Raw genomic sequence first — 20,970 nt, 5'->3', positions numbered from 1 at the left:
CATGTAGTCCATAGTGGACATAGATCAGGGCAGGTCATACCCGGTGGCGTGCCGCGGCTCGTAGAGGCCGAGCGAACCGGCGCCGGGCACGTCGAGCGAGGTCAGCAGGCCCCAGCCCGCGTCGCTCACCTCGCTGGTGAACGTCACGCCCTTGGCCGCCAGCTCGGCCATGGTCTTCTCGATGTCGTCGCACATGAGGTACAGCTCGTGCTTGGGCGCCCCGTCGGTGGGGTGCACCGCCAGCTCGGCGGGCGGCGACCTGAAGATCAGCCAGCCGCCGCCGACATCCACATTGGACAGGCCGAGCACGTCGCGCAGGAAGGCCCGCGCCGCGTCCGCGTCGGTCGCGTAGAGGATGGTGTGCGCTCCGGTGATCACCAGTGGAAACCTCTCGTCAGCCGGGCGAGGGCCGTCGCCGCCGCGCCGAGGTGACGTTCACCCTTGCCGATCTTCAGCCGGCCGCCGCCGCCGGCCGCCGTGGAGTCCGGGAAGATCCGGTAGCCCTGGTAGGCGATGGCATCGACCAGACCCGGCGCGACAGTGTACGCGGCCGAGATCATCTGCCCGGTCGGTGTGCCGATGTGCTTGGGCCGCTTGAGCAGGGCCTCCAGCACCATGTCGGCGGCCTGCTCCGGCGACTTGGTCGGGAACGCGTCGTAGATCTTGGTCGGCCGGATCATTGGCGTGCGGACCAGCGGCATGTGCACGGTCGTGAACGTGATCCCGGCGCCGTGGGTCTCGGTCGCGACGATCTTGGAGAAGTAGTCCAGCGCCGCCTTGGACGCCACGTACGCGGAGAACCGCGGCGCGATGCCCTGCACGCCGATCGAGGAGACGTTCACGACGTGGCCGAACCGCCGCTCGATCATGTGCGGCAGCAGCGCGAGGATCAGCCGGACCGCGCCGAAGTAGTTGATGGCCATCGCGCGCTCGTAGTCGTGCATCCGGTCGTAGGACAGCTGCACCGACCTGCGGATCGACCGGCCGGCGTTGTTGACCAGCATGTCGATGCCGGGCTGTTCGCTCAGCATCGCCTCGACGGTCTTGGCCACCGACTCGTCGTCGGTCAGGTCGCACGGGTAGACGAAGGACTGCCCGCCGGCCGCCGCGATCTCGGCCCGGACCTCCTCCAGCTCGGGCTGGCGGCGCGCGACCAGCAGCGGGACCCCGCCGGCCGCGGCGACCTTCAGTGCGGTCGCCCGCCCGATGCCCGACGAGGCACCGGTGATCACCACGCGCCGGCCGTCGAGTTGGCCGCGGTGCCCGTGCCGGCGCGCGCGGAACGGGTCGAGGTGCTCGCGCCAGTAGCGCCACAGGACGTCGGCGTAGTCCTCCAGCGGCGGCACGTCGATGCCTGCGCCGTTGTCGCCGTCGGCCAGCTCCGTGCGGGTCGCGGTCGAGTCGAAGACCGGCTGGAAGGTCAGCGTGGACAACAGGATCGGCGGGATGCCGAGCCGGTCCAGCACCGCGTCGCGGGCGATCGTCACGCCCGGCATGTGCTCGGCGAGCTTGACGAGCCCGAGCAGCGGGTTCGCCAGCCGGTGGTCGAGCTCCACGGTTGCGAGGGGTGCACCGGCCGCGCCGGCGAACGCGTTGTAGACGCCTCGGGCCGACTGCGGCTCGGGGTTGACCAGGTGGAACGCGCGCCCGTCCAGTCCCGGCCGGGTGACCAGGTGCGCCATCGCGGCGGCCACGAAGTCGACCGGCACGATGTTGGTGTCGCCGATGTCCGGGAAGAGCACCGGCACGCTCGGCACCGAGCTCAGTCGGGCGAGCGCGGAGAAGAAGTAGTACGGCCCGTCGACCTTGTCCATCTCGCCGGTCGCCGAGTTGCCGACGACGATCGCCGGGCGGTACACGCGCCACGGCACCAGGTCCTGCGTGCGGACCAGCCGCTCGGACTCGAACTTCGTCCGGTGGTAGGCCGTGACCAGCCGCTGGCCGGCGTCGAACATGTCCTCGGTGAACCGCCCCCGGTAGTCACCGGCGACCGCCGCGGAGGACACGTGGTGCAGGCAGCCGGCCCGGACCGCGGCCGCGAGCTCGATGACGTGCCTGGTCCCGTCCACGTTGGCGGCGATGCTCGCGTCGTCGTCGGCCGCGATGTCGTACAGGGCGGCCAGGTGCACGAGGTGGTCCACCTTGCCGGTGAGCTCCGCGAGCGCGTCCTCGCCGACGCCGAGCCCGGGCGCGCGCACGTCGCCCAGCACCGGTCGGGTCAGCTCGACGTTCGGCCACGAGCGCGCGGCCGCGGCCAGCCTGTCCTGGGAGCGCTCGCGAACGAGCAGCCACACCCGCTCGGTGTCCGGCCGGGCCAGCAGCTCGGCGACGAAGTGCCTGCCGATGAGGCCGGTCGCACCGGTAACCAGATAGGTCGCCATCGCCTGTCCCTTCACCTCGGGTGACGCCGGTGCACAGCATTCCACCGCCGGGCCGCCGACGCCGCACCCGGCGGAAACCGGATGAGAACCGGCACGCGGACGGGCGACCATTGGCAGATGGTGTGGGACGGCGTCGGCGGCAACCGGGTCCGCTGGGCGGAGCTGCCGGACATGGTCCGGAAGTCGATCGAGGTCGCGGTCGGCTCGACCGTGGTCGACGCGGTGAGCCAGCCGGGCGGGTTCTCGCCCGGGCTCGCGGCGCGGCTGCGGCTCGCGGACGGCCGGCGGGTGTTCGCCAAGGCGGTCAGCGGCACGCGGCTCGCGGAGGCGGTGGCCTTCCACCGGCGGGAGGCCGGCGTCGCGGGCCGGCTGCCGGCCGGGGTCACCGCGCCCCGGCTGCTCTGGAGCGGCGGCGGAGACGACTGGGCGGCGCTGGTATTCGAGGACGTCGCCGGGCACACCCCGGCGCTGCCGTGGCGGCCGGCGGACTGGCGGCGGGTGCACGACGCCCTCGTCACGCTGGCCGCCGACCTCACCCCGAGCCCGGTGGACCTCCCGCCGATCGGTCACGACCCCGGCCTGTTCTCCGGCTGGCGCTCGCTAGCCGCCGAACCCGCGCTGGCGGCCGTGCTGGAACCGTGGGCCCGCGACGTCGACCGGCTTGCCGAGCTGGAGGCCGGCTGGCCCGAAGCGGCCGCGGGCGACACGCTCGTGCACTTCGACCTCCGCGCGGACAACATCCTGCTGGCCGGCGAGCGCGTGCTGTTCGTGGACTGGCCGCACGCGGCGGTCGGCGCGCCCTGGGTGGACCTGCTCTGCATGCTGCCCAGCGTGGCCATGCAGGGTGGTCCGGCACCGGCCGACGTCTGGCGGGCCTCGCCGCTCACGGTCCGCGCCGACCCGGCCGCGGTCGACCGCGTCCTGGCCGCGCTCACCGGCTTCTTCGTGCACTCGTCGCTGCTCCCCGCGCCGCCGGGGCTGGTGACCCTGCGGCGATTTCAGCGACTGCAGGGAGAGCAGGCCCTCGCCTGGCTGCGGTCGCGGCTCAGGTGAGCTGCGCGTGCGGCATGGTGCGGTAGGTGTCCAGCACCTCCGGGTCCTGCAGCTTCATCCACTTGATGACCTGGGTGTAGGTCGTGCACACGGTCTGCGTGCGGACGCAGACCTCGCGCATGAACTGCTCGGTCGCCGCGCTGAACGCGCCGCCGGACCAGTCGTTGAAGTGCGTGCCGACGGTCAGCGGCGCACGGTTGGTGTTCAGCGCGGCCTGGTAGGCGGCCCGGTACGTGTCGAGCGTCACCTCGGTGAACTCCTTGTCCCGCGACGGGTCCTCGCGGGCGCCGTTGAGCGCGTACCAGAGGTTGTAGTCGGCCATGATCACCTTCTTGCCGTCCAGCGCGGGCACGCGGACCACCGGGACCGCGAACTCCCAGATGCCGGCGCCGTCGGTGCTGCGCAGGTACGGCCACGCGATGCCGGCGGAGGTGAGGCTGGAGTCGTAGGCGAGGCCGTGCGTGGCGAGCGCGGGCGCGAGCTTGTCGAAGTCGCCCTCCAGGCACGGGATCCTGCTGCCCTCGATCATGCTCTCGTCGACCAGCAGGCCGTGGGTGACCGCGTCGCGGACGAAGTCGAAGAACTGGTCTAGCTCGGCGTTCCACTGCGCGGTCGACCAGTGCCGGCCGCTCGGCTCGTTGCCGGTGCAGAAGTGCCCGTTGTAGTGGGTGCCGATCTCGTGCCCGCGCTCGACGGCGTCGTTGAGGTCGGCGATGCGGGTGTCGACCTCCTGCTGGGAGCCGCCGAAGCTGATCGCCGCGCGCCCGGGCTGGTGCCCCGGCCCGATGTACTCGCCACGCCGGGAGTCGGGCAGCAGGTAGATGCCGGACAGGAAGCCGGTGACGCGCGCGTCGACCTTCTCGGCGATCGGGAGGATCCGGCGCCAGTGGCCGTGCGAGCCAGCGCCGTCGAAGGAGAACAGCACGAACTGGGGCGGCTTCTCGCCCGGGCGCAGCTTGCGCATCCAGTCCGGCGGTCCGGTGGAGCCCTGCGCGGCCGGGGTGTCCTCGTCCTGCCCGGGCGGTTCGACGGTGCCGAGCCCCACCAGGATCGCGAACGTCAGCGCCAGCGCTACGCCGGTGACGATCGGCCCCCAGCGACGCCTCATCGCACCTCCCGACTCTGCTGTCCGTAAAGGTTAGGGAGACTAGTAGGCGGGTTGGGGGACGCCCGGCCGGGGAGCCAATCACTTCTTGGCGTCACCGCTCGCGGTGGTTTCACCCGCACGACGGAGCGGTAGGGGCTACTGTGAGCAAGCGATCTCGGGTGCCGGGTTGCTTGGCAACGTTCTCGCGAAGGCGGGTAAAGTCATCTTTACCCGACCGGGGAACTGGCCGGCATGGTTGGTCGTTGAATCCGGTGCAGGAGCCATCAGGCCCAGGAGGAACAGGTGCGTTCTACCAGTAATCCCGCGTTCCGGAACCTGCCGAGCGGCGGGTTCGGCGGCGGCTACGCGGGCTTCCAGACTCAGCCGCAGGCCAGCACGCCGGGATACGGCGGCTATCAGGCGCCGCCGACCACGGACGAGCGCCCAATGACGGTGGACGACGTGGTCACCAAGACCGCGATGACCATCGGCCTGGTCCTGGTCACCGGCATCATCACGGCGTTCGCGGTGCTGAGCGAGAGCATCAGCCCGTATCCACCGATGATCGGCGGCCTGATCGTCGGCCTCGTCATGGCGCTGATCATCATCTTCAAGCGGACCCCCAACCCCGCGCTCGTGTTGACGTACGCGGCCGCGGAAGGCGTGTTCCTCGGCGCGATCACCGGTGTGTTCGAGGCGTTCTTCCCGGGCATCGCGATCCAGGCGATCCTGGGCACCGCTCTGGTGTTCGTCGTGATGCTGACCCTGTACAAGACCGGCGCGGTGCGGGTGACGCCCAAGCTGACCAAGTGGGTCATCGGTGCGGCCATCTCGGCCGCCGCGATGATGCTGATCAACCTGCTGTTCGGTGGCGCGCTCGGCATCCGGAACGACAGCCCCCTCGGGCTCGTGTTCAGCATCGTGGTGATCGGCATCGCAGCGTTCATGCTGCTGCTCAACTTCGACGAGACGGACCAGATGATCCGTGCCGGCATGCCGGTCAAGTGGGCCTGGTACGCGGCGTTCGGTCTCGTCGTCACCCTGGTCTGGCTCTACCTCGAGATCCTGCGGCTGCTCGCGATGCTGCAGAGCGAGTAAGACTCTTCCCGGAGAAGGGGCGTCCGGCCAACCAAGGCCGGACGCCCCTTCTGTCATGCAGGGGGGAAGTTGGTTGGGAGTAAGGGGATCTGGCTTCGCGAGGGGTTTGGGCGGGTTCTAGACTGGGGCAGGACGCCTTGTGAAGCGCTTCACAACCTAGCTTGTGAATGTTTTCACAAGCTAGACGGCCCGTCAGGTTAGGTGCGCCTAACCACCGGCCGTCGGATGACCACCCCATAGGGTGCCCGGCGAGGGAGCGGGAAAGGACGGCGATGGTGTCAGTACTCGCAGTCAGCACATCTGTAGCACAGAACGCGGAGGTGTCGGCAGGCCTGGGGAGCTATCTGCCGCTGTTCCTGCTCTTCGTTCTCGCGGGGGCCTTCGCGTTGTTCTCCGCGTTGCTCGGACCCCTCCTCGGACCCCGGCGCTACAACAGGGCGAAGTTCGAGGCCTACGAGTGCGGCATCGAACCGTCGCCGCAACCGGTCATCGGCGGCGGACGGGTGCCGATCGCCTACTACCTCACCGCGATGCTGTTCATCCTCTTCGACATCGAGATGGTGTTCCTGTACCCGTTCGCCGTGTCGGCGGACGCGCTCGGTTTCTTCGGGCTGGTGGAGATCGTGCTGTTCATCGCGACGCTCGGCTTCGCGTACGCCTACGTGTGGCGGCGCGGCGGCCTCGACTGGAACTAGGAGGGACGGCATGGGTCTCGAGGAGCGCCTCCCGAACGGAATCCTGTTGGCCAGCCTGGAGAAGCTGGTCAACTGGGGCCGCAAGAACTCGCTGTGGCCGGCCACCTTCGGCCTGGCCTGCTGCGCGATCGAGATGATGACCACCGGCGGCCCGCGCTACGACATCGCGCGCTTCGGCATGGAGCGGTTCAGCGCCACGCCCCGCCAGGCCGACCTGATGATCGTCGCCGGCCGGGTGACCAACAAGATGGCCCCGGTGCTGCGCCAGATCTACGACCAGATGGCCGAGCCCAAGTGGGTGCTCGCCATGGGCGTGTGCGCCTCCTCCGGCGGCATGTTCAACAACTACGCGGTGGTGCAGGGCGTCGACCACGTCGTGCCGGTCGACATGTACCTGCCCGGCTGCCCGCCGCGGCCGGAGATGCTGCTGGACTCGATACTCAAGCTGCACGCCAAGATCCAGGACGAGCCGATCAACGCCCGCCGCGCGGCACTGCGGGCCGAGCGCGGGGACCGCACCCCGATGATCGCCTCCTCCGTGAAGTACGCGAAGAAGTGAACGACATGGCTAGCGACGACAAGCCCGAGAACAGCACGCCGCAGCCCGGCGGCGAGCAGTCCAGCGCCGAGCGGACCAGCGAGGTCGAGCAGCGCCCGGCCGGGGACGCCGCCCGGCCCGCGGCGCCGGCCGAGCCGCTGGTCGCCGGCAAGACGCGTCGCGGCATGTTCAACGTGTCCGGCAGCGGCGATACCTCCGGCTTCGGCGGCCTGCGGCTGCCGGCCCACGTGGCCGCGCCGGCCGAGCGTCCCTACGGCGGCTGGTTCGACGAGTTCACCGACCAGCTGCTGGCCGGCATGCGCGACAAGAAGATCCCGGTCGAAGCGATCCAGCAGGTGACCGTCGACCGCGGAGAGATCACCTACCACGTCCAGCCCGAGCACCTCGTGGCACTGTGCAGGCTGCTGCGTGACGACCCGACGCTGCGCTTCGAGCTCTGCGCCTCGGTGTCCGGAGTGGACTACGGGGTGGACGTCCCGCAGCGGATCCACTCCGTCTACCACCTGACCTCGATGACCTACCGCCGCCGCATCCGGCTGGAGGTGGCCATCGACTGGTCGCCCGAGGACGGCGGCAACCCGCGCTGCCCGTCGGTCGTCGAGGTCTACCCGACCGCCGACTGGCACGAGCGCGAGGCCTGGGACATGTTCGGCATCGTCTACGACGGGCACCCGGCGCTCACCCGGATCCTCATGCCGGACGACTGGGACGGCTACCCGCAGCGCAAGGACTACCCGCTGGGCGGCATCCCCGTGGAGTACAAGGGCGCGGAGATCCCGCCCCCAGACCAGCGGAGGTCCTACTCATGAGAACGGGTCGTCGCGCAACACGGAAGGCGCACGAATCGCGTGGCTGCCAGCCGCGCCTAAGGGGAACGGGACGCAAGCCAGCCACTGGTACGCGCCGAACCGTGTGGTTTCACTCGAAGGTGACCACAAGTGTTAATTCCGGGGAGGCGGAACAGTCGTGACCGACCCGTATGCCACCGAACGCGAGACCACCGAGGGCCGCATCTACACGGTCACCGGTGGGGACTGGGACTCCGCGCTCGACGACGCGGTCAGCGACGAGCGCATCGTCATCAACATGGGCCCGCAGCACCCGTCCACGCACGGAGTGCTGCGGCTGGTGCTCGAGCTGGAGGGCGAGGCCGTCACGCAGGCCCGGTCGGTGATCGGCTACCTGCACACCGGGATCGAGAAGAACTGCGAGTACCGCAACTGGACCCAGGGCGTCACCTTCGTGACGCGCATGGACTACCTCGCCCCGCTGTTCAACGAGGCCGCCTACTGCCTCGGCGTGGAGAAGCTGCTCGGCATCACCGCCCCGCCGCGCGCGCAGGTCATCCGCGTGCTGCTGATGGAGATCAACCGGATCGCCTCGCACCTCGTGGCCATCGCCACCGGCGGTATGGAGCTCGGTGCGCTGACCGGGATGACGTCCGGCTTCCGCGAGCGTGAGGAGTGCCTGCACCTGCTGGAGTTCCTGACCGGCCTGCGGATGAACCACGCGTTCATCCGGCCCGGCGGCCTCGCGCAGGATCTGCCGGAAGGCTACGAGCACGCCGTCGGCGAGTTCGTCAAGACGATGGACAAGCGGCTGCCGGACTACGACAAGCTGCTCACCGGCCAGCCGATCTGGAAGAACCGGCTGATCGGCATCGGCTACCTGCCGCTCGACGCGTGCGTCGCGCTCGGCGTCACCGGCCCGATCCTGCGCTCCGCGGGCCTGCCGTGGGACATGCGCAAGGTCGAGCCCTACCTCGGCTACGAGGACTACGACTTCGAGGTGCCGACCTCGACCGCGGCCGACGCCTACGCGCGCTACCTGCTGCGGGTCGAGGAGATGCACCAGTCGCTGCTGATCATCCGCCAGGCGCTCAAGAGGCTGGAGCCCGGTCCGGTGATGGTCGACGACGGCAAGGTCGCGTGGCCGGCGAAGCTCTCGATCGGCGCGGACGGCATGGGCAACTCGCTCGAGCACGTCCGCAGGATCATGGGCCAGTCGATGGAGGCGCTGATCCACCACTTCAAGCTGGTGACCGAGGGTTTCGCGGTGCCGGCCGGCCAGGTCTACACCGCGGTCGAGTCGCCGCGCGGCGAGCTCGGCTACCACCTGGTGTCCGACGGTGGCACCCGGCCGCTGCGGGTGCACGTCCGCGAGCCCAGCTTCGTGAACCTGCAGTCGATGCCCGCGATGTCGGAGGGCGGCCTGGTCGCCGACGTCATCGCGGCCATCGCCTCGATCGACCCGGTGATGGGAGGGGTTGACCGTTGACCGGTAAGGAAAAGCTGTCCACCGGGGCCACCTACGGAGGGTCCAGCGTCGGCGCGGGGGAGACCCACGTGGCCGCCGGCCCGGACGTCGACGTGGTCGCGGCCTCCGCGGTCACTCCGGCCGAGACCGAGCGGCTGGTCTCCGAAGCGAAGCCGGGGGCGACACCGGACCTGTCGGTGTTCGGCCCGGACATCGAGGCCAAGGCGGCCGAGCTGATCGCCCGCTACCCGGAGTCCCGTTCGGCGCTGCTGCCGATGCTGCACCTCGTCCAGTCGGTCGAGGGGTACGTCAGCCAGGCCGGCATCCAGTTCTGCGCGAACCAGCTCTCGCTGTCCGACGCCGAGGTCAGCGGGGTCGTCACGTTCTACACGATGTACAAGCGCAAGCCGTGCGGCGAGCATCTGGTCAGCGTGTGCACCAACACACTGTGCGCGGTGCTCGGCGCAGATGTGATCTACCGGACGCTGGCCGAGCATCTCGGGGAGGACGGCGAGGCGCTCAAGCACGAGGACACCGCCGGCGCGCCCGGCGAGACCGGCTCGATCACCCTGGAGCACGCCGAGTGCCTCGCGGCCTGCGACCTCGGCCCGGTGTTGCAGGTCAACTACGAGTTCTACGACAACCAGACGCCGGACTCGGCGGTGGCGCTCGTCGACGCGCTGCGCCGCGGCGAGAAGCCCGCACCGACCCGGGGCGCCCCGCTGACCAGCCTGCGTGACGTCTCGCTGCAGCTGGCCGGGTTCTTCCCCGCGGACGAGGCGACCTATCGGTCCGATGTGGACGGTCCGTCGGCAGCGGTGGAGACCCTGCGCGGCGCTCAGCTCGCCGCCGACCGCGGCTGGACCGCCCCGACGATGCCGGAGAAAGCCCCAGCACTCCCGGAGGTCGAGAAGAAATGACAATCGATGTGTCGGCCTCAGGTCGTCGGGCGGCGCGGAGCCCGGGGGACCTCCGTGGCTGCCAACCGCACCCAAGGGGAACGGGACGCAAACCAGCCACAAGTACGTGGTCGACGGGACCGTCATATCCCAACGGAACCAACAGTAGGAATTCCGGGGAGGCGGAACAGTGACCCCGGACCCGGTGACCCCGGTGCTCACCAAGCGCTGGCTCTCGCCGAAGTCGTGGCGGCTCGCGACCTACGAGCGGCTCGAGGGCTACACGGCGCTGCGCACCGCGCTCGCCGGCACCCCGGAGCAGCTGGTCCAGCTGGTCAAGGACTCGGGCCTGCGCGGCCGCGGCGGCGCGGGCTTCCCGGCCGGCGTGAAGTGGTCGTTCATGCCGCCCAACGAGGACAAGCCGCACTACCTGGTGATCAACGCCGACGAGGGCGAGCCGGGGACCTGCAAGGACATCCCGCTGATGATGGCCGACCCGCACTCGCTCATCGAGGGCTGCGTCATCACCGCCTACGCGATGCGCTCGCACCACTGCTTCATCTACGTCCGCGGCGAGGCGCTGCACTGCTTCCGCCGGCTCTACGCGGCGGTGCGCGAGGCCTACGACGCCGGCTACCTGGGCAAGGACATCCTCGGCTCGGGCTTCGACCTGGACATCACCGTGCACGCCGGCGCCGGCGCGTACATCTGCGGCGAGGAGACCGCGCTGCTCGACTCGCTCGAGGGCCGCCGCGGCCAGCCCCGGCTCAAGCCGCCGTTCCCGGCCGCCGCGGGCGTGTACGGCATGCCCACCACGGTCAACAACGTCGAGACGATCGCGAGCGTGCCGTTCATCGTGAACGGCGGTGCGGACTGGTTCCGCACGATGGGCTCCGAGCGCTCGCCCGGCCCGAAGATCTTCTCGATCTCCGGCCACGTCGAGAAGCCCGGCCAGTACGAGGCGCCGCTGGGCACCACGCTGCGCCAGCTGCTCGAGCTCGCCGGCGGCATGAAGGACGGCGTCCCGCTCAAGTTCTGGACCCCGGGCGGCTCCTCCACCCCGCTGTTCACCTCGGAGCACCTCGACGTCCCGCTGGACTTCGAGGGTGCCACGGAGGCCGGCTCGATGCTCGGCACCACCGCGATCATGGTCTTCGACGAGACGGTGTCCGTGCCGTGGGCCGTGATGAAGTGGACCGAGTTCTACGAGCACGAGTCCTGCGGCAAGTGCACGCCGTGCCGGGAGGGCACCTACTGGCTCGCCGGGATCCTGCGGCGGATGGTGGCCGGCCACGGCACCGAGTCCGACATCGAGACGATGCTCGACGTCTGCGACAACGTGCTCGGCCGGTCGTTCTGCGCGCTCGCCGACGGGGCGGTCAGCCCGATCACCAGCGGTATCCAGTACTTCCGGGACGAGTTCCTCGCCCTGTGCGAGCGGAAGGCCGTCTCGGAGAACCCTGCACTCGCGGGAGCTCACTAAATGACTGCGATCGAAGAGAAGCCTGCCGCCGCCGCGGTGCCCGAGGGCCATGTGCTGCTGACCATCGACGGCCAGGAGGTCATCGCGCCCAAGGGTGAGCTGCTGATCCGCACCGCCGAGCGGCTGGGCACGGTCATCCCGCGGTTCTGCGACCACCCGCTGCTCGACCCGGCCGGTGCGTGCCGCCAGTGCCTGGTCGAGGTGGAGATGGGCGGCCGGCCGATGCCCAAGCCGCAGGCGTCGTGCACGATCACGGTCGCCGACGGCATGGTCGTCAAGACGCAGAAGACGTCGCCGGTGGCCGACAAGGCCCAGCAGGGCATCATGGAGATGCTGCTCATCAACCACCCGCTGGACTGCCCGATCTGCGACAAGGGCGGCGAGTGCCCGCTGCAGAACCAGGCGATGTCCAACGGGCGGGCCGACTCCCGGTTCGTGGAGGCGAAGCGAACCTGGCCCAAGCCGATCCCGATCTCCTCTCAGGTGCTGCTGGACCGCGAGCGGTGCGTGAGCTGCGCGCGGTGCACCCGCTTCTCCGACCAGATCGCGGGCGACCCGTTCATCGACCTGTTCGAGCGTGGCTGGCACCAGGAGGTCGCCATCGCGCAGGACAAGCCGTTCCAGTCCTACTTCTCCGGCAACACGATCCAGATCTGCCCGGTCGGCGCGCTCACCAGTGCCGCCTACCGGTTCCGGTCGCGGCCGTTCGACCTGGTGTCCACGCCGAGCATCTGCGAGCACTGCTCGTCGGGCTGCGCGGAGCGCACCGACTGGCGGCGCGGCAAGGTCATGCGCAAGCTCGCCGGCGAGGACCCCGAGGTCAACGAGGAGTGGATCTGCGACAAGGGCCGGTTCGCGTTCCGGTACGTGACCGCGGCCGACCGGATCACCCGGCCGATGGTGCGCGACGCCAAGACCGGTGAGCTGGTCGAGACCTCCTGGACCGACGCGCTGCGGGTCGCCGCTGAGGGCCTGACCAGGGCGCGGGACGGCAAGGGCGTCGGCGTGCTGCCCGGCGGCCGGCTGACGGTGGAGGACGCCTACGCCTACGCGAAGTTCGCCCGGATGGCGTTGCGCACCAACGACATCGACTTCCGGGCCCGCCCGCACTCGGCCGAGGAGCTGGACTTCCTCGGGTCCACCGTGGTCGGCGCGACGCCGGAGACCGGCGTGACGTTCCGGGCCATCGAGGCGGCGCCCGCGGTGCTGTGCGTCGCGCTGGAACCGGAGGAGGAGGCGCCGATCGTCTTCCTGCGGCTGCGCAAGGCCGCCCGCAAGGGCCGGACCAAGGTGTTCCACATCGGACAGTGGACGAGCCCGTCGGTGGCGAAGACGATCCGGCCGCACGGACCGGACAAGCCCGCCGCCGGCTCACTGCTGGCCTGCCCGCCCGGTGGCGAGGCCGCCGCGGTCGAGGGCCTGCCGAGCCACGCGCCGGACGTCGCCGACGCGCTCGGCGGCGCGGGTGCGGTCATCCTGGTCGGCGAGCGGGCCGCGCAGGTGCCCGGTCTGTACACCGCGATCGTGAAGCTGGCCGAGACCACCGGCGCGCGCGTCGCGTGGATCCCGCGCCGGGCGGGCGAGCGGGGCGCGCTGGACGCCGGCGCGGTTCCGACGTTGCTGCCCGGCGGCCGGCTGGTCAGCGACACGAAGTCCCGCCTGGAGGTCGAGAGGACCTGGGGCATGCAGGCCGGCACGCTGCCCGGCCGCCGCGGCCGGGACACGAACGGGATCCTCGAGGCCGCGACCGCCCGCAAGCTCGACGGCCTGGTGGTCGGCGGCGTGCAGCTCGAGGACCTGCCCGACCCGGCACTCGCCGAGCAGGCCCTGGCCGAGGTGGGCTTCGTGGTCAGCCTGGAGCTGCGGGCGAGCGCGGTCACCGAGCGCGCCGACGTCGTGCTCCCGGTGGCGCCCGCGGTGGACAAGTCGGGCAGCTACCTCAACTGGGAGGGCCGCCGCCGCGACTTCGGCACCACGCTGGAGGGCACGGGCGCGCTGTCCGACTGCCGCGTCCTCGACACCCTGGGCGTCGAGATGGACATCGACCTGTTCACCCAGACCCCGCGGGCCGCGGCCGCGGACCTCGCCCGGCTGCCCGCGGTGCTGCGCGCCGCGCCGCCACCAGCCGAGGTAGCCGCCGACGTGCCCACCCCCGAGGACGGGCAGGCGCTGCTCGCGACCTGGCGGCAGCTGCTGGACAACGGCTCGCTGCAGTCCGACGAGCCGCACCTGGCCGGCACCGTCCGCACCACCGTGGCCCGGCTCTCGCCGGCCACCGCCGAGCGGATCGGCCTCAACGGCACCGTGACCGTCAAGACCGAACGCGGTTCGATCACCCTGCCGGCCGAGCACGCGGACCTGCCCGACGAGGTCGTCTGGCTGCCCGCGAACTCGGGTCCGTCGACCGTCGCGCGCACGCTCGGCGCGGGCCACGGCGAAGTCGTCACGGTTGAGGCGGGAGAAGAAGGGTGATGATCTCCCTCATGTCAGAGCCGCGTGCTGCCCAACCGCACCTAAGGGGAACGGGACGCAAACCGGCCACAAGTACGTGGTCAAGGGAAACATCAGATCCCAACGGAACCAACCGTAAAAATTCCGGGGAGGCGGAACTGTGACCAGGGCCGAGCTTCTCGCCGATGACCCGCTCTGGCTGATCCTGATCAAGGTCGTCGTCCTGCTGCTGATCGGGCCGATCATGACGATCTTCCTGATCATCTGGGAGCGCAAGGCGATCGGCCGGATGCAGCAGCGGCCCGGCCCGAACCGGGTCGGGCCCGGCGGCTACCTCCAGTCCATCGCGGACGCGATCAAGCTGCCGTTCAAGGAGCAGATCATCCCGGCGAGCGCGGACCGGAAGATCTACTTCCTCGCGCCGGTCATCGTGGTGATCCCGGCGATCGTCGCGTTCTCGGTGATGCCGTTCGGCCCGCAGGTGTCGATCTTCGGCGAGCAGACCGTGCTCCAGCTGGTCGACCTGCCGGTCGGCGTGCTGCTGGTGCTGGCCTGCTCCTCGCTCGGCGTGTACGGCATCGTGCTCGCCGGCTGGTCGTCCGGCTCGCCCTACCCACTGCTCGGCGGACTGCGCTCGGCCGCGCAGATGATCTCCTACGAGATCGCGATCGGCATGTCGATCGTCGGTGTGGTGCTCTACGCGCAGTCTCTGTCCACAGGGGACATAGTCCAGGCGCAGCAGAGCGGCTGGTACTTCTACCTGCTGATACCGAGCTTCCTGATCTTCCTCGTGTCCATGGTCGGCGAGACCAACCGTGCCCCGTTCGACCTGCCGGAGGCGGAGTCCGAGCTGGTCGGCGGGTTCCACACCGAGTACAGCTCGATGAAGTTCGCGCTGTTCTTCCTCGCCGAGTACGTGAACATGGTGATCGTCTGCTCGTTCGCGACGACGCTGTTCCTCGGCGGATACATGGCGCCGTGGCCGATCTCGCTGATCGGCGACAACTACTTCAACAGCGGCTGGTGGCCGATCCTCTGGTTCTTCGCCAAGACCTTCCTGCTGCTGTTCGGCTTCATCTGGCTGCGCGCCACGCTGCCCCGGTTCCGCTACGACCAGTTCATGAAGATCGGCTGGAAGGTCCTGGTGCCGGCCAACCTCGTGTGGATCGTGCTGATCACGGGCCTGCGGACGCTGCGTGGCGAGAGCGAGGTGTCCACCGGTCAGATCCTCACCTACGGCGGCATCGTGCTGCTCGTGATCGTCGCGCTGGGCTTCGTGTTCGACCGGGGCGGCCGCGTCGAGGAGGACACCGACCAGGTGCCGATCACCGGCGGCGGCCACCCGGTCCCGCCGATCGACCTCGAGATACCGAAGCCGTCCAAGCGCCGGGCGGTTCGCGGCCGGTCGGCCGATGGTCGTCGCCGGCGGCGACCGGCCACCGTCGGCGGCGGCCAGGATGCCGAGAAGGAGTCAGACGATGGGGATCTTTGATCCGTTCAAGGGCTTCGGCGTCACCTTCTCGACCATGTTCAGGAAGGTGGCCACCGAGGAGTACCCGGAGGCCGGCGCGCCCGCCGCGCCCCGCTACCACGGACGCCACCAGCTCAATCGGCACCCGGACGGGCTGGAGAAGTGCGTCGGCTGCGAGCTGTGCGCCTGGGCCTGCCCGGCCGACGCGATCTTCGTGGAGGGCGCGGACAACACCGAGGAGGCGCGCTACTCGCCCGGTGAGCGCTACGGCAAGGACTACCAGATCAACTACCTGCGGTGCATCGGCTGCGGCCTGTGCATCGAGGCGTGCCCGACCCGGTCGCTGACGATGATCAACGACTACGAGATCGCCGACGACAACCGGCAGGACCTGATCTACACCAAGGAGGACCTGCTCGCCCCGCTGCTGAAGGGGATGGAGCAGCCGCCGCACCCGATGCGCCTCGGCGACTCCGAGCAGGACTACTACGTCGACTCGACGCGCCTGGCCCGCAAGTGGGGCTACCCCGACCCGGTGAAGGGGGAGACCAAGTGAGCCACCCCGTCCCCCCGCCCCCCAATGCCCGGAAGGCGTCCTTCCCGGCACTGGGCGTCCGGAAGGCGTCCTTCCTGGCATTGCCGGCCGACCCGGTGAAGGGGGAGGTCAAGTGAGCACGACGATGGTGCTCGCCCAGGGCGTGGAGAACGCCATGTCCACGGGCGAGTCGATCTCGTTCTGGGTACTCGGGCCGCTGTCCCTGCTCGGAGGACTGGGGATGATCTTCGCGCGGAACGCGGTGCACTCGGCGCTGTTCCTGGTGCTCACGATGCTCTCGCTCGGGATCATGTACATGGTTCAGCAGGCGCCGTTCCTCGGCTTCGTGCAGATCATCGTGTACACGGGCGCGATCATGATGCTGTTCCTGTTCGTGCTGATGCTGGTCGGCCGGGACTCGTCGGACTCGGTGGTCGAGGTGCTGCGCGGGCAGCGGTTCACCGCGACCGTGCTCGGGGTCGGCCTCGCCGGCATCGTGGTCGCCGCGGTGGCCCGGTCGCTCACCGACGTCACGCCGGTCGGCCTGGCGGGGGAGCAGGCCAACGGGGGCAACGGGAACGTGGAGAACCTCGGCCGGTCGATCTTCACCGACTGGCTGTACCCGTTCGAGCTGACCTCGGCACTGCTGATCACGGCGGCCGTCGGCGGGATGGTGCTGGGCTACGTCGACCGGCACACCCGCGGCCGCAAGACCCAGCGCGAGCTCGTCATCGCCCGCTTCCGCGGCGAGCACGACCGCCCGTCGCCGCTGCCCGGCCCGGGTGTGTTCGCCACCTCCAGCTCGGTCGCCACGCCGGCGCTGCTGCCCGACGGCTCCGTCGCGCCGGAGTCGCTGTCCCGGCTGATCGACTCGGCCGCCGCGGAGGAGTTCGGCGAGGAGCGCAAGGCCGTCGCCGGAAGCGCGCACGCACCGGAGGGCCGCGCTCTCAATCCGTCGTCGTCCACACACGAAGGCGAGTCCTCATGAGCCCGACCGTCTACCTGCTGCTCTCCGCGCTGCTGTTCACCGTGGGTGCGGTCGGCGTCCTGGTGCGGCGCAACGCCATCGTGGTGTTCATGTGCATCGAGCTGATGCTGAACGCGGTGAACCTGTCGCTGGTGACGTTCTCGCGGATCAACGGCTCGCTCGACGGTCAGATCATGGCGTTCTTCGTAATGGTGGTGGCCGCCGCGGAGGTCGTGGTCGGCCTCGCGATCATCATGGCTATCTTCCGTACCCGGCGCTCGGCCTCGGTCGACGACTCCAACCTGCTGAAGTACTGAGGGGAAGGCCGTGACTGCAACACACCTGGCGGCACAGCAGGTCGCCGAGGTCACCGAGGCGAGCGGTCTCGCGGGCTCGGCGTGGCTGCTGATCCTGTTCCCGGTGATCGGCGCCGTGGTCCTGCTGCTCGGCGGCAAGGCCACCGACGCCTGGGGCCACCTGCTCGGCTGCCTGACGGTCGTCGCGTCGTTCGGGTACGGCCTGATGCTGTTCCTCTCCTCGACCGGCACGGCGGAGGGCGAGCGGGTCCAGAACGTCTCGCTGTTCGAGTGGATCCCGGTCGAACAGCTCCAGGTCGAGTTCGGGCTGCGGATCGACCCGCTGTCGATCAGCTTCGTGCTGCTGATCACCGGGGTCGGCGCGCTGATCCACATCTACTCGATCGGCTACATGGCCGAGGACCCGGACCGCCGGCGCTTCTTCGGGTACTTCAACCTGTTCGTCGCCGCGATGCTGATCCTGGTGCTGGGCAACGGGTTCGTGACCCTCTACCTCGGCTGGGAGGGCGTGGGCCTCGCGTCGTACCTGCTCATCGGCTGGTACACGAACCGCCCGTCCGCGGCGACCGCGGCCAAGAAGGCGTTCCTGATGAACCGGGTCGGCGACGTCGGCCTGGCGCTGGCGATCTTCATCATGTTCGCCGAGCTTGGCACCACGCAGTACACCGAGGTGTTCGCGAACCTCGACCAGCTCTCGTCCGGCACGATCACCGCGCTGACGCTGCTGCTCCTGCTCGGCGCGTGCGGCAAGTCCGGCCAGTTCCCGCTGCAGGCGTGGTTGCCCGACGCGATGGAGGGCCCGACCCCGGTCTCCGCCCTGATCCACGCCGCGACCATGGTCACCGCCGGCGTCTACCTGGTGGCCCGGGCGAACCCGATCTACATGCAGAGCGCGGACGGCCGGCTCGTGGTCGTCATCATCGGCGCGGTGACGCTGATGGTCGGGGCGATCATCGGGTGCGCCTACGACGACATCAAGAAAGTCCTCGCGTATTCCACGGTCAGCCAGATCGGCTACATGATGCTCGCCGTCGGACTCGGCCCGTTCGGGTTCGCGCTGGGCATCATGCACCTGCTCACGCACGGCTTCTTCAAGGCCGGGCTGTTCCTCGGCGCCGGTTCGGTCATGCATGCCATGAACGACGAGGTCGACATGCGCCGCTACGGCGGGCTGGCGCGGCTCATGCCGGTCACGTTCGCCACGTTCGGTCTCGGCTACCTCGCGCTGATCGGCATCCCGCCGTTCTCCGGCTTCTTCTCCAAGGACGCGATCATCGAGGCCGCGTTCGGCGAAGAGGGCTGGCGCGGCTGGGTGTTCGGCGGCGCGGCACTGCTCGCCGCCGGGCTGACCGCGTTCTACATGACCCGGCTGATGCTGATGACGTTCTTCGGCAAGCAGCGGTGGAAGGAGCGCAAGTCGGAGGACGGCCGCGACTTCCACCCGCACGAGTCGCCCGCGGTGATGACCGTGCCGATGATCCTGCTGGCGGTCGGCTCGATCGGTGCCGGCTGGTTCTTCGCGAGCGGCGACCTGCTGGCCGAGTGGCTCTCGCCGTCGCTGGGCACGCTCGAGGAGGTCGAGCACACGGTCATCGATCATTCGCTGATCCCGTGGCTGACCGTCGGCCTGTCGGTGCTCGGCGTGCTGATCGCGTGGCTGGCCGTCGGCCGCCGGGACGTGCCGGTGACCAAGCCGGAGCCGGTGAGCTTCCCGGTCCGCGCGGCACGCAAGGACCTGTACGGCAACGCGCTCAACGAGGCGCTGGTGGCCCGGCCGGGCACCTGGCTCGCGCGCGCACTGGTCTATGTGGACAACAAGGGAGTTGACGGACTGGTGAACGGCATCGCCGCCGCGCTCGGCGGCAGCTCCGGCCGATTGCGCAGGCTGCAGACCGGGTTCGTGCGCTCCTACGCCGCGACCATGCTCGGCGGCTCGATCCTGGTGCTGATCGCATTCCTGGCGGTGAGGTACGCATGAGCGGCCCGCCTCCCCGGAATTTTTACTGTTGGTTCCGTTGGGATATGAGGTTCCCGTTGGCCACGTACTTGTGGCTGGTTAGCGTCCCGTTCCCCTTGGGTGCGGTTGGGAAGCACTCGACTCTTACACAGGGGGCGATGGCATGACCTCCACATCCGGCGCGGCGCTGCTTGTCGCGTTGCTGGTGATCCCGCTCGTCGGCGCGCTCGTCGTCATGTTCCTGCGGGACAACGACAAGCTCGCCAAGCAGACCGCGCTCGGCTTCTCGCTCGTCGAGTTCGCCGTCGCGGTGGCGGCCTGGATCTCGTACGACCCGGACGGTACGCGGCTGCAGCAGTCCTTCTCGATCGACTGGATCCCGGCGTTCGGCGTGCACCTGTCGTTCGGCATGGACGGCATCGCGCTCGTGATGGTCGCGGTGATCGGCCTGCTGGTGCCGCTGGTGATCGGCGCGGGCTGGACGGAGAAGCTGCCGGCCGAGCGCAGCGCGGGCGGCTTCCTGTCGCTGATCCTGCTGCAGCAGGCGCTCACGATCGGCGTGTTCGCCGCGACCGACGTGTTCCTGTTCTACGTGCTGTTCGAGGTCATGCTGATCCCGATGTACTTCCTGATCGGGAACTACGGCGGGCCGCGCCGGCAGTACGCGGCGGTGAAGTTCTTCCTGTACTCCTTCCTCGGCGGCCTGATCATGCTGGCGTCGGCCATCGGCGCCTACTCGATGGCCTCCGACGAGCTGGGGTCCGGCACGTTCGACTGGGCCACGCTGGTACAGGTCGTCAGCAACGCGCCGCTGGAGAACCAGATCTGGATCTTCCTCGGCTTCTTCCTCGCGTTCGCGGTGAAGGCGCCGCTGGTGCCGCTGCACACCTGGCTGCCGGACTCGGCCGCGGAGGCGCCGATCGGCGTGGCCGTGCTGCTGGTCGGCGTCCTGGACAAGGTCGGCACGTTCGGCTTCCTGCGCTACCTGCTGCCGATGACCCCGGACGCGAGCAGGACGCTCGCGCCACTGGTGCTCGTGATGGGCGTGGCCGGCATCCTCTACGGCGCGCTGCTCGCGACGATGCAGCGGGACATGAAGCGGTTCATCGCGTACGTGTCGATCGCGCACTTCGGGTTCATCGCGGTCGGCATCTTCGCGTTCACGGCGCAGTCCGAGGTCGGCGCGGTGACCTACATGCTCAACCACTCGATCGCGACCGGCATGCTGATCCTGGTGATCGGCATGGTCATCGCGCGCGGCGGCTCCACGCTGATCGCGGACTACGGCGGCATGGCCAAGCTGACCCCGCTGCTCGCCGGCACGTTCATGGTGGCCGCCCTCGCGACCCTGTCGCTGCCCGGCACCGGCTCGTTCATCAGCGAGTTCCTCGTGCTGGCCGGGTCCTACGGCCCCGAGCCGGTCTACACGATCCTCGCCACGATCGGCATGATCCTCGCGGCGATGTACGTGTTGTGGCTCTACCAGCGGGTGTTCCACGGTCCGGTGCGCGGCAACGCCCTGATCGACGTGGCGGGCGGCCCGGGCACGGTGGTCGCGCCCGAGGTCGGCGCGCGCAAGGCGATCCGCGACCTGGGCGGCCGGGAGAAGCTGGTGCTCGCCCCGCTGGTGGCGCTGGTCGTGGGCATCGGGATCTACCCCGCGCCGGTGCTCGACGTGATCACCCCGACCGTCCAGTCCACTCTGGACGCCGTCGGTGTTTCGGACAGTGGTTCGGACGGAGGCAACTGAGTTGTCCGCAC

Annotated in this window: 18 protein-coding genes; 15 read left to right on the top strand and 3 right to left on the bottom strand. The window is 69.7% G+C overall.

What is annotated here, in order from left to right; translation table 11 throughout:
• Positions 1-24: 24 nt before the first annotated feature.
• A complete protein-coding gene (locus ACRDTB_RS15705) occupies positions 25-378 on the bottom strand; it encodes a VOC family protein (RefSeq protein ID WP_431431022.1) in 354 nt (117 codons plus the stop codon).
• Positions 375-2,381: an SDR family oxidoreductase gene (locus tag ACRDTB_RS15700; RefSeq protein ID WP_431431021.1), complete on the bottom strand. Its 2,007-nt coding sequence runs from the start codon at positions 2,379-2,381 to the stop codon at positions 375-377. Before ACRDTB_RS15700 ends, ACRDTB_RS15705 begins: the two co-directional genes overlap by 4 nt.
• Positions 2,382-2,462: 81 nt before the next feature.
• On the opposite strand from ACRDTB_RS15700, the gene ACRDTB_RS15695 reads away from it, so the two are divergent.
• Positions 2,463-3,434, top strand: a complete 972-nt coding sequence (locus ACRDTB_RS15695; RefSeq protein ID WP_431431020.1) for a phosphotransferase family protein — start codon at positions 2,463-2,465, stop codon at positions 3,432-3,434.
• Here ACRDTB_RS15695 and ACRDTB_RS15690 read toward each other — a convergent pair.
• Positions 3,427-4,542 carry a polysaccharide deacetylase gene (locus ACRDTB_RS15690; protein ID WP_431431019.1) on the bottom strand — a complete coding sequence of 372 codons (1,116 nt, stop codon included), beginning with the start codon at positions 4,540-4,542 and terminating at the stop codon, positions 3,427-3,429. The two genes, ACRDTB_RS15695 and ACRDTB_RS15690, sit on opposite strands and share 8 nt — an antisense overlap.
• A gap of 282 nt (positions 4,543-4,824) precedes the next feature.
• Between ACRDTB_RS15690 and ACRDTB_RS15685 the strand changes: the two genes are divergently transcribed.
• The 14 genes from ACRDTB_RS15685 (at position 4,825) to ACRDTB_RS15620 (ending at position 20,959) form a co-directional block, all read left to right on the top strand.
• On the top strand, positions 4,825-5,619 hold the full coding sequence (locus tag ACRDTB_RS15685; RefSeq protein WP_431431018.1) for a Bax inhibitor-1/YccA family protein: 795 nt from the start codon (positions 4,825-4,827) through the stop codon (positions 5,617-5,619).
• A 272-nt stretch (positions 5,620-5,891) separates the two neighbouring features.
• Positions 5,892-6,314 carry an NADH-quinone oxidoreductase subunit A gene (locus ACRDTB_RS15680; RefSeq protein WP_431431017.1) on the top strand — a complete coding sequence of 141 codons (423 nt, stop codon included), beginning with the start codon at positions 5,892-5,894 and terminating at the stop codon, positions 6,312-6,314.
• Between the two features lie 10 nt (positions 6,315-6,324).
• Positions 6,325-6,873 carry a NuoB/complex I 20 kDa subunit family protein gene (locus tag ACRDTB_RS15675; protein ID WP_431431016.1) on the top strand — a complete coding sequence of 183 codons (549 nt, stop codon included), beginning with the start codon at positions 6,325-6,327 and terminating at the stop codon, positions 6,871-6,873.
• 5 nt (positions 6,874-6,878) lie between these two features.
• Positions 6,879-7,682, top strand: a complete 804-nt coding sequence (locus ACRDTB_RS15670) for an NADH-quinone oxidoreductase subunit C (protein ID WP_431431015.1) — start codon at positions 6,879-6,881, stop codon at positions 7,680-7,682.
• 157 nt (positions 7,683-7,839) lie between these two features.
• Positions 7,840-9,150: an NADH-quinone oxidoreductase subunit D gene (locus ACRDTB_RS15665; protein WP_431431014.1), complete on the top strand. Its 1,311-nt coding sequence runs from the start codon at positions 7,840-7,842 to the stop codon at positions 9,148-9,150.
• Between the two features lie 134 nt (positions 9,151-9,284).
• Positions 9,285-10,049, top strand: a complete 765-nt coding sequence (gene nuoE / locus ACRDTB_RS15660; RefSeq protein WP_431431035.1) for an NADH-quinone oxidoreductase subunit NuoE — start codon at positions 9,285-9,287, stop codon at positions 10,047-10,049.
• A 169-nt stretch (positions 10,050-10,218) separates the two neighbouring features.
• Positions 10,219-11,511: an NADH-quinone oxidoreductase subunit NuoF gene (nuoF, locus tag ACRDTB_RS15655; protein WP_431431013.1), complete on the top strand. Its 1,293-nt coding sequence runs from the start codon at positions 10,219-10,221 to the stop codon at positions 11,509-11,511.
• Positions 11,512-13,983, top strand: coding sequence for an NADH-quinone oxidoreductase subunit G (locus tag ACRDTB_RS15650; protein ID WP_431431012.1), 2,472 nt, complete (start codon positions 11,512-11,514; stop codon positions 13,981-13,983).
• Between the two features lie 139 nt (positions 13,984-14,122).
• Positions 14,123-15,454 carry an NADH-quinone oxidoreductase subunit NuoH gene (gene nuoH / locus ACRDTB_RS15645; protein ID WP_431431011.1) on the top strand — a complete coding sequence of 444 codons (1,332 nt, stop codon included), beginning with the start codon at positions 14,123-14,125 and terminating at the stop codon, positions 15,452-15,454.
• Positions 15,441-15,989, top strand: coding sequence for an NADH-quinone oxidoreductase subunit NuoI (gene nuoI / locus ACRDTB_RS15640; protein ID WP_431431009.1), 549 nt, complete (start codon positions 15,441-15,443; stop codon positions 15,987-15,989). The genes nuoH and nuoI overlap by 14 nt, the downstream gene beginning before the upstream one ends.
• Before the next feature lie 124 nt (positions 15,990-16,113).
• Positions 16,114-16,956: an NADH-quinone oxidoreductase subunit J gene (locus tag ACRDTB_RS15635; RefSeq protein ID WP_431431034.1), complete on the top strand. Its 843-nt coding sequence runs from the start codon at positions 16,114-16,116 to the stop codon at positions 16,954-16,956.
• Positions 16,953-17,252, top strand: a complete 300-nt coding sequence (gene nuoK / locus ACRDTB_RS15630) for an NADH-quinone oxidoreductase subunit NuoK (RefSeq protein ID WP_431431008.1) — start codon at positions 16,953-16,955, stop codon at positions 17,250-17,252. Before ACRDTB_RS15635 ends, nuoK begins: the two co-directional genes overlap by 4 nt.
• 10 nt (positions 17,253-17,262) lie before the next feature.
• Complete coding sequence (nuoL, locus tag ACRDTB_RS15625; RefSeq protein WP_431431007.1) at positions 17,263-19,230, top strand: NADH-quinone oxidoreductase subunit L; 1,968 nt, start codon at positions 17,263-17,265, stop codon at positions 19,228-19,230.
• 142 nt (positions 19,231-19,372) lie between these two features.
• Positions 19,373-20,959: an NADH-quinone oxidoreductase subunit M gene (locus ACRDTB_RS15620; protein WP_431431006.1), complete on the top strand. Its 1,587-nt coding sequence runs from the start codon at positions 19,373-19,375 to the stop codon at positions 20,957-20,959.
• Positions 20,960-20,970: the final 11 nt, after the last annotated feature.

The organism is Actinophytocola sp., assembly GCF_050699935.1.
Lineage (GTDB): Bacteria > Actinomycetota > Actinomycetes > Mycobacteriales > Pseudonocardiaceae > Actinophytocola.
Note: the sequence above shows the minus strand (reverse complement) of the source record. Positions and strands in the feature narration are given on the sequence as shown.

Coding starts and splice junctions, on each gene's coding strand:
- ACRDTB_RS15700 (WP_431431021.1), bottom strand. CDS start 2,381: ATGGCGACCTATCTGGTTACCGGTGCGACCGGCCTCATCGGCAGGCAC.
- ACRDTB_RS15695 (WP_431431020.1), top strand. CDS start 2,463: ATGAGAACCGGCACGCGGACGGGCGACCATTGGCAGATGGTGTGGGAC.
- ACRDTB_RS15690 (WP_431431019.1), bottom strand. CDS start 4,542: ATGAGGCGTCGCTGGGGGCCGATCGTCACCGGCGTAGCGCTGGCGCTG.
- ACRDTB_RS15680 (WP_431431017.1), top strand. CDS start 5,892: ATGGTGTCAGTACTCGCAGTCAGCACATCTGTAGCACAGAACGCGGAG.
- ACRDTB_RS15675 (WP_431431016.1), top strand. CDS start 6,325: ATGGGTCTCGAGGAGCGCCTCCCGAACGGAATCCTGTTGGCCAGCCTG.
- ACRDTB_RS15670 (WP_431431015.1), top strand. CDS start 6,879: ATGGCTAGCGACGACAAGCCCGAGAACAGCACGCCGCAGCCCGGCGGC.
- ACRDTB_RS15650 (WP_431431012.1), top strand. CDS start 11,512: ATGACTGCGATCGAAGAGAAGCCTGCCGCCGCCGCGGTGCCCGAGGGC.
- nuoI (WP_431431009.1), top strand. CDS start 15,441: ATGGGGATCTTTGATCCGTTCAAGGGCTTCGGCGTCACCTTCTCGACC.
- ACRDTB_RS15635 (WP_431431034.1), top strand. CDS start 16,114: ATGGTGCTCGCCCAGGGCGTGGAGAACGCCATGTCCACGGGCGAGTCG.
- nuoK (WP_431431008.1), top strand. CDS start 16,953: ATGAGCCCGACCGTCTACCTGCTGCTCTCCGCGCTGCTGTTCACCGTG.
- ACRDTB_RS15620 (WP_431431006.1), top strand. CDS start 19,373: ATGACCTCCACATCCGGCGCGGCGCTGCTTGTCGCGTTGCTGGTGATC.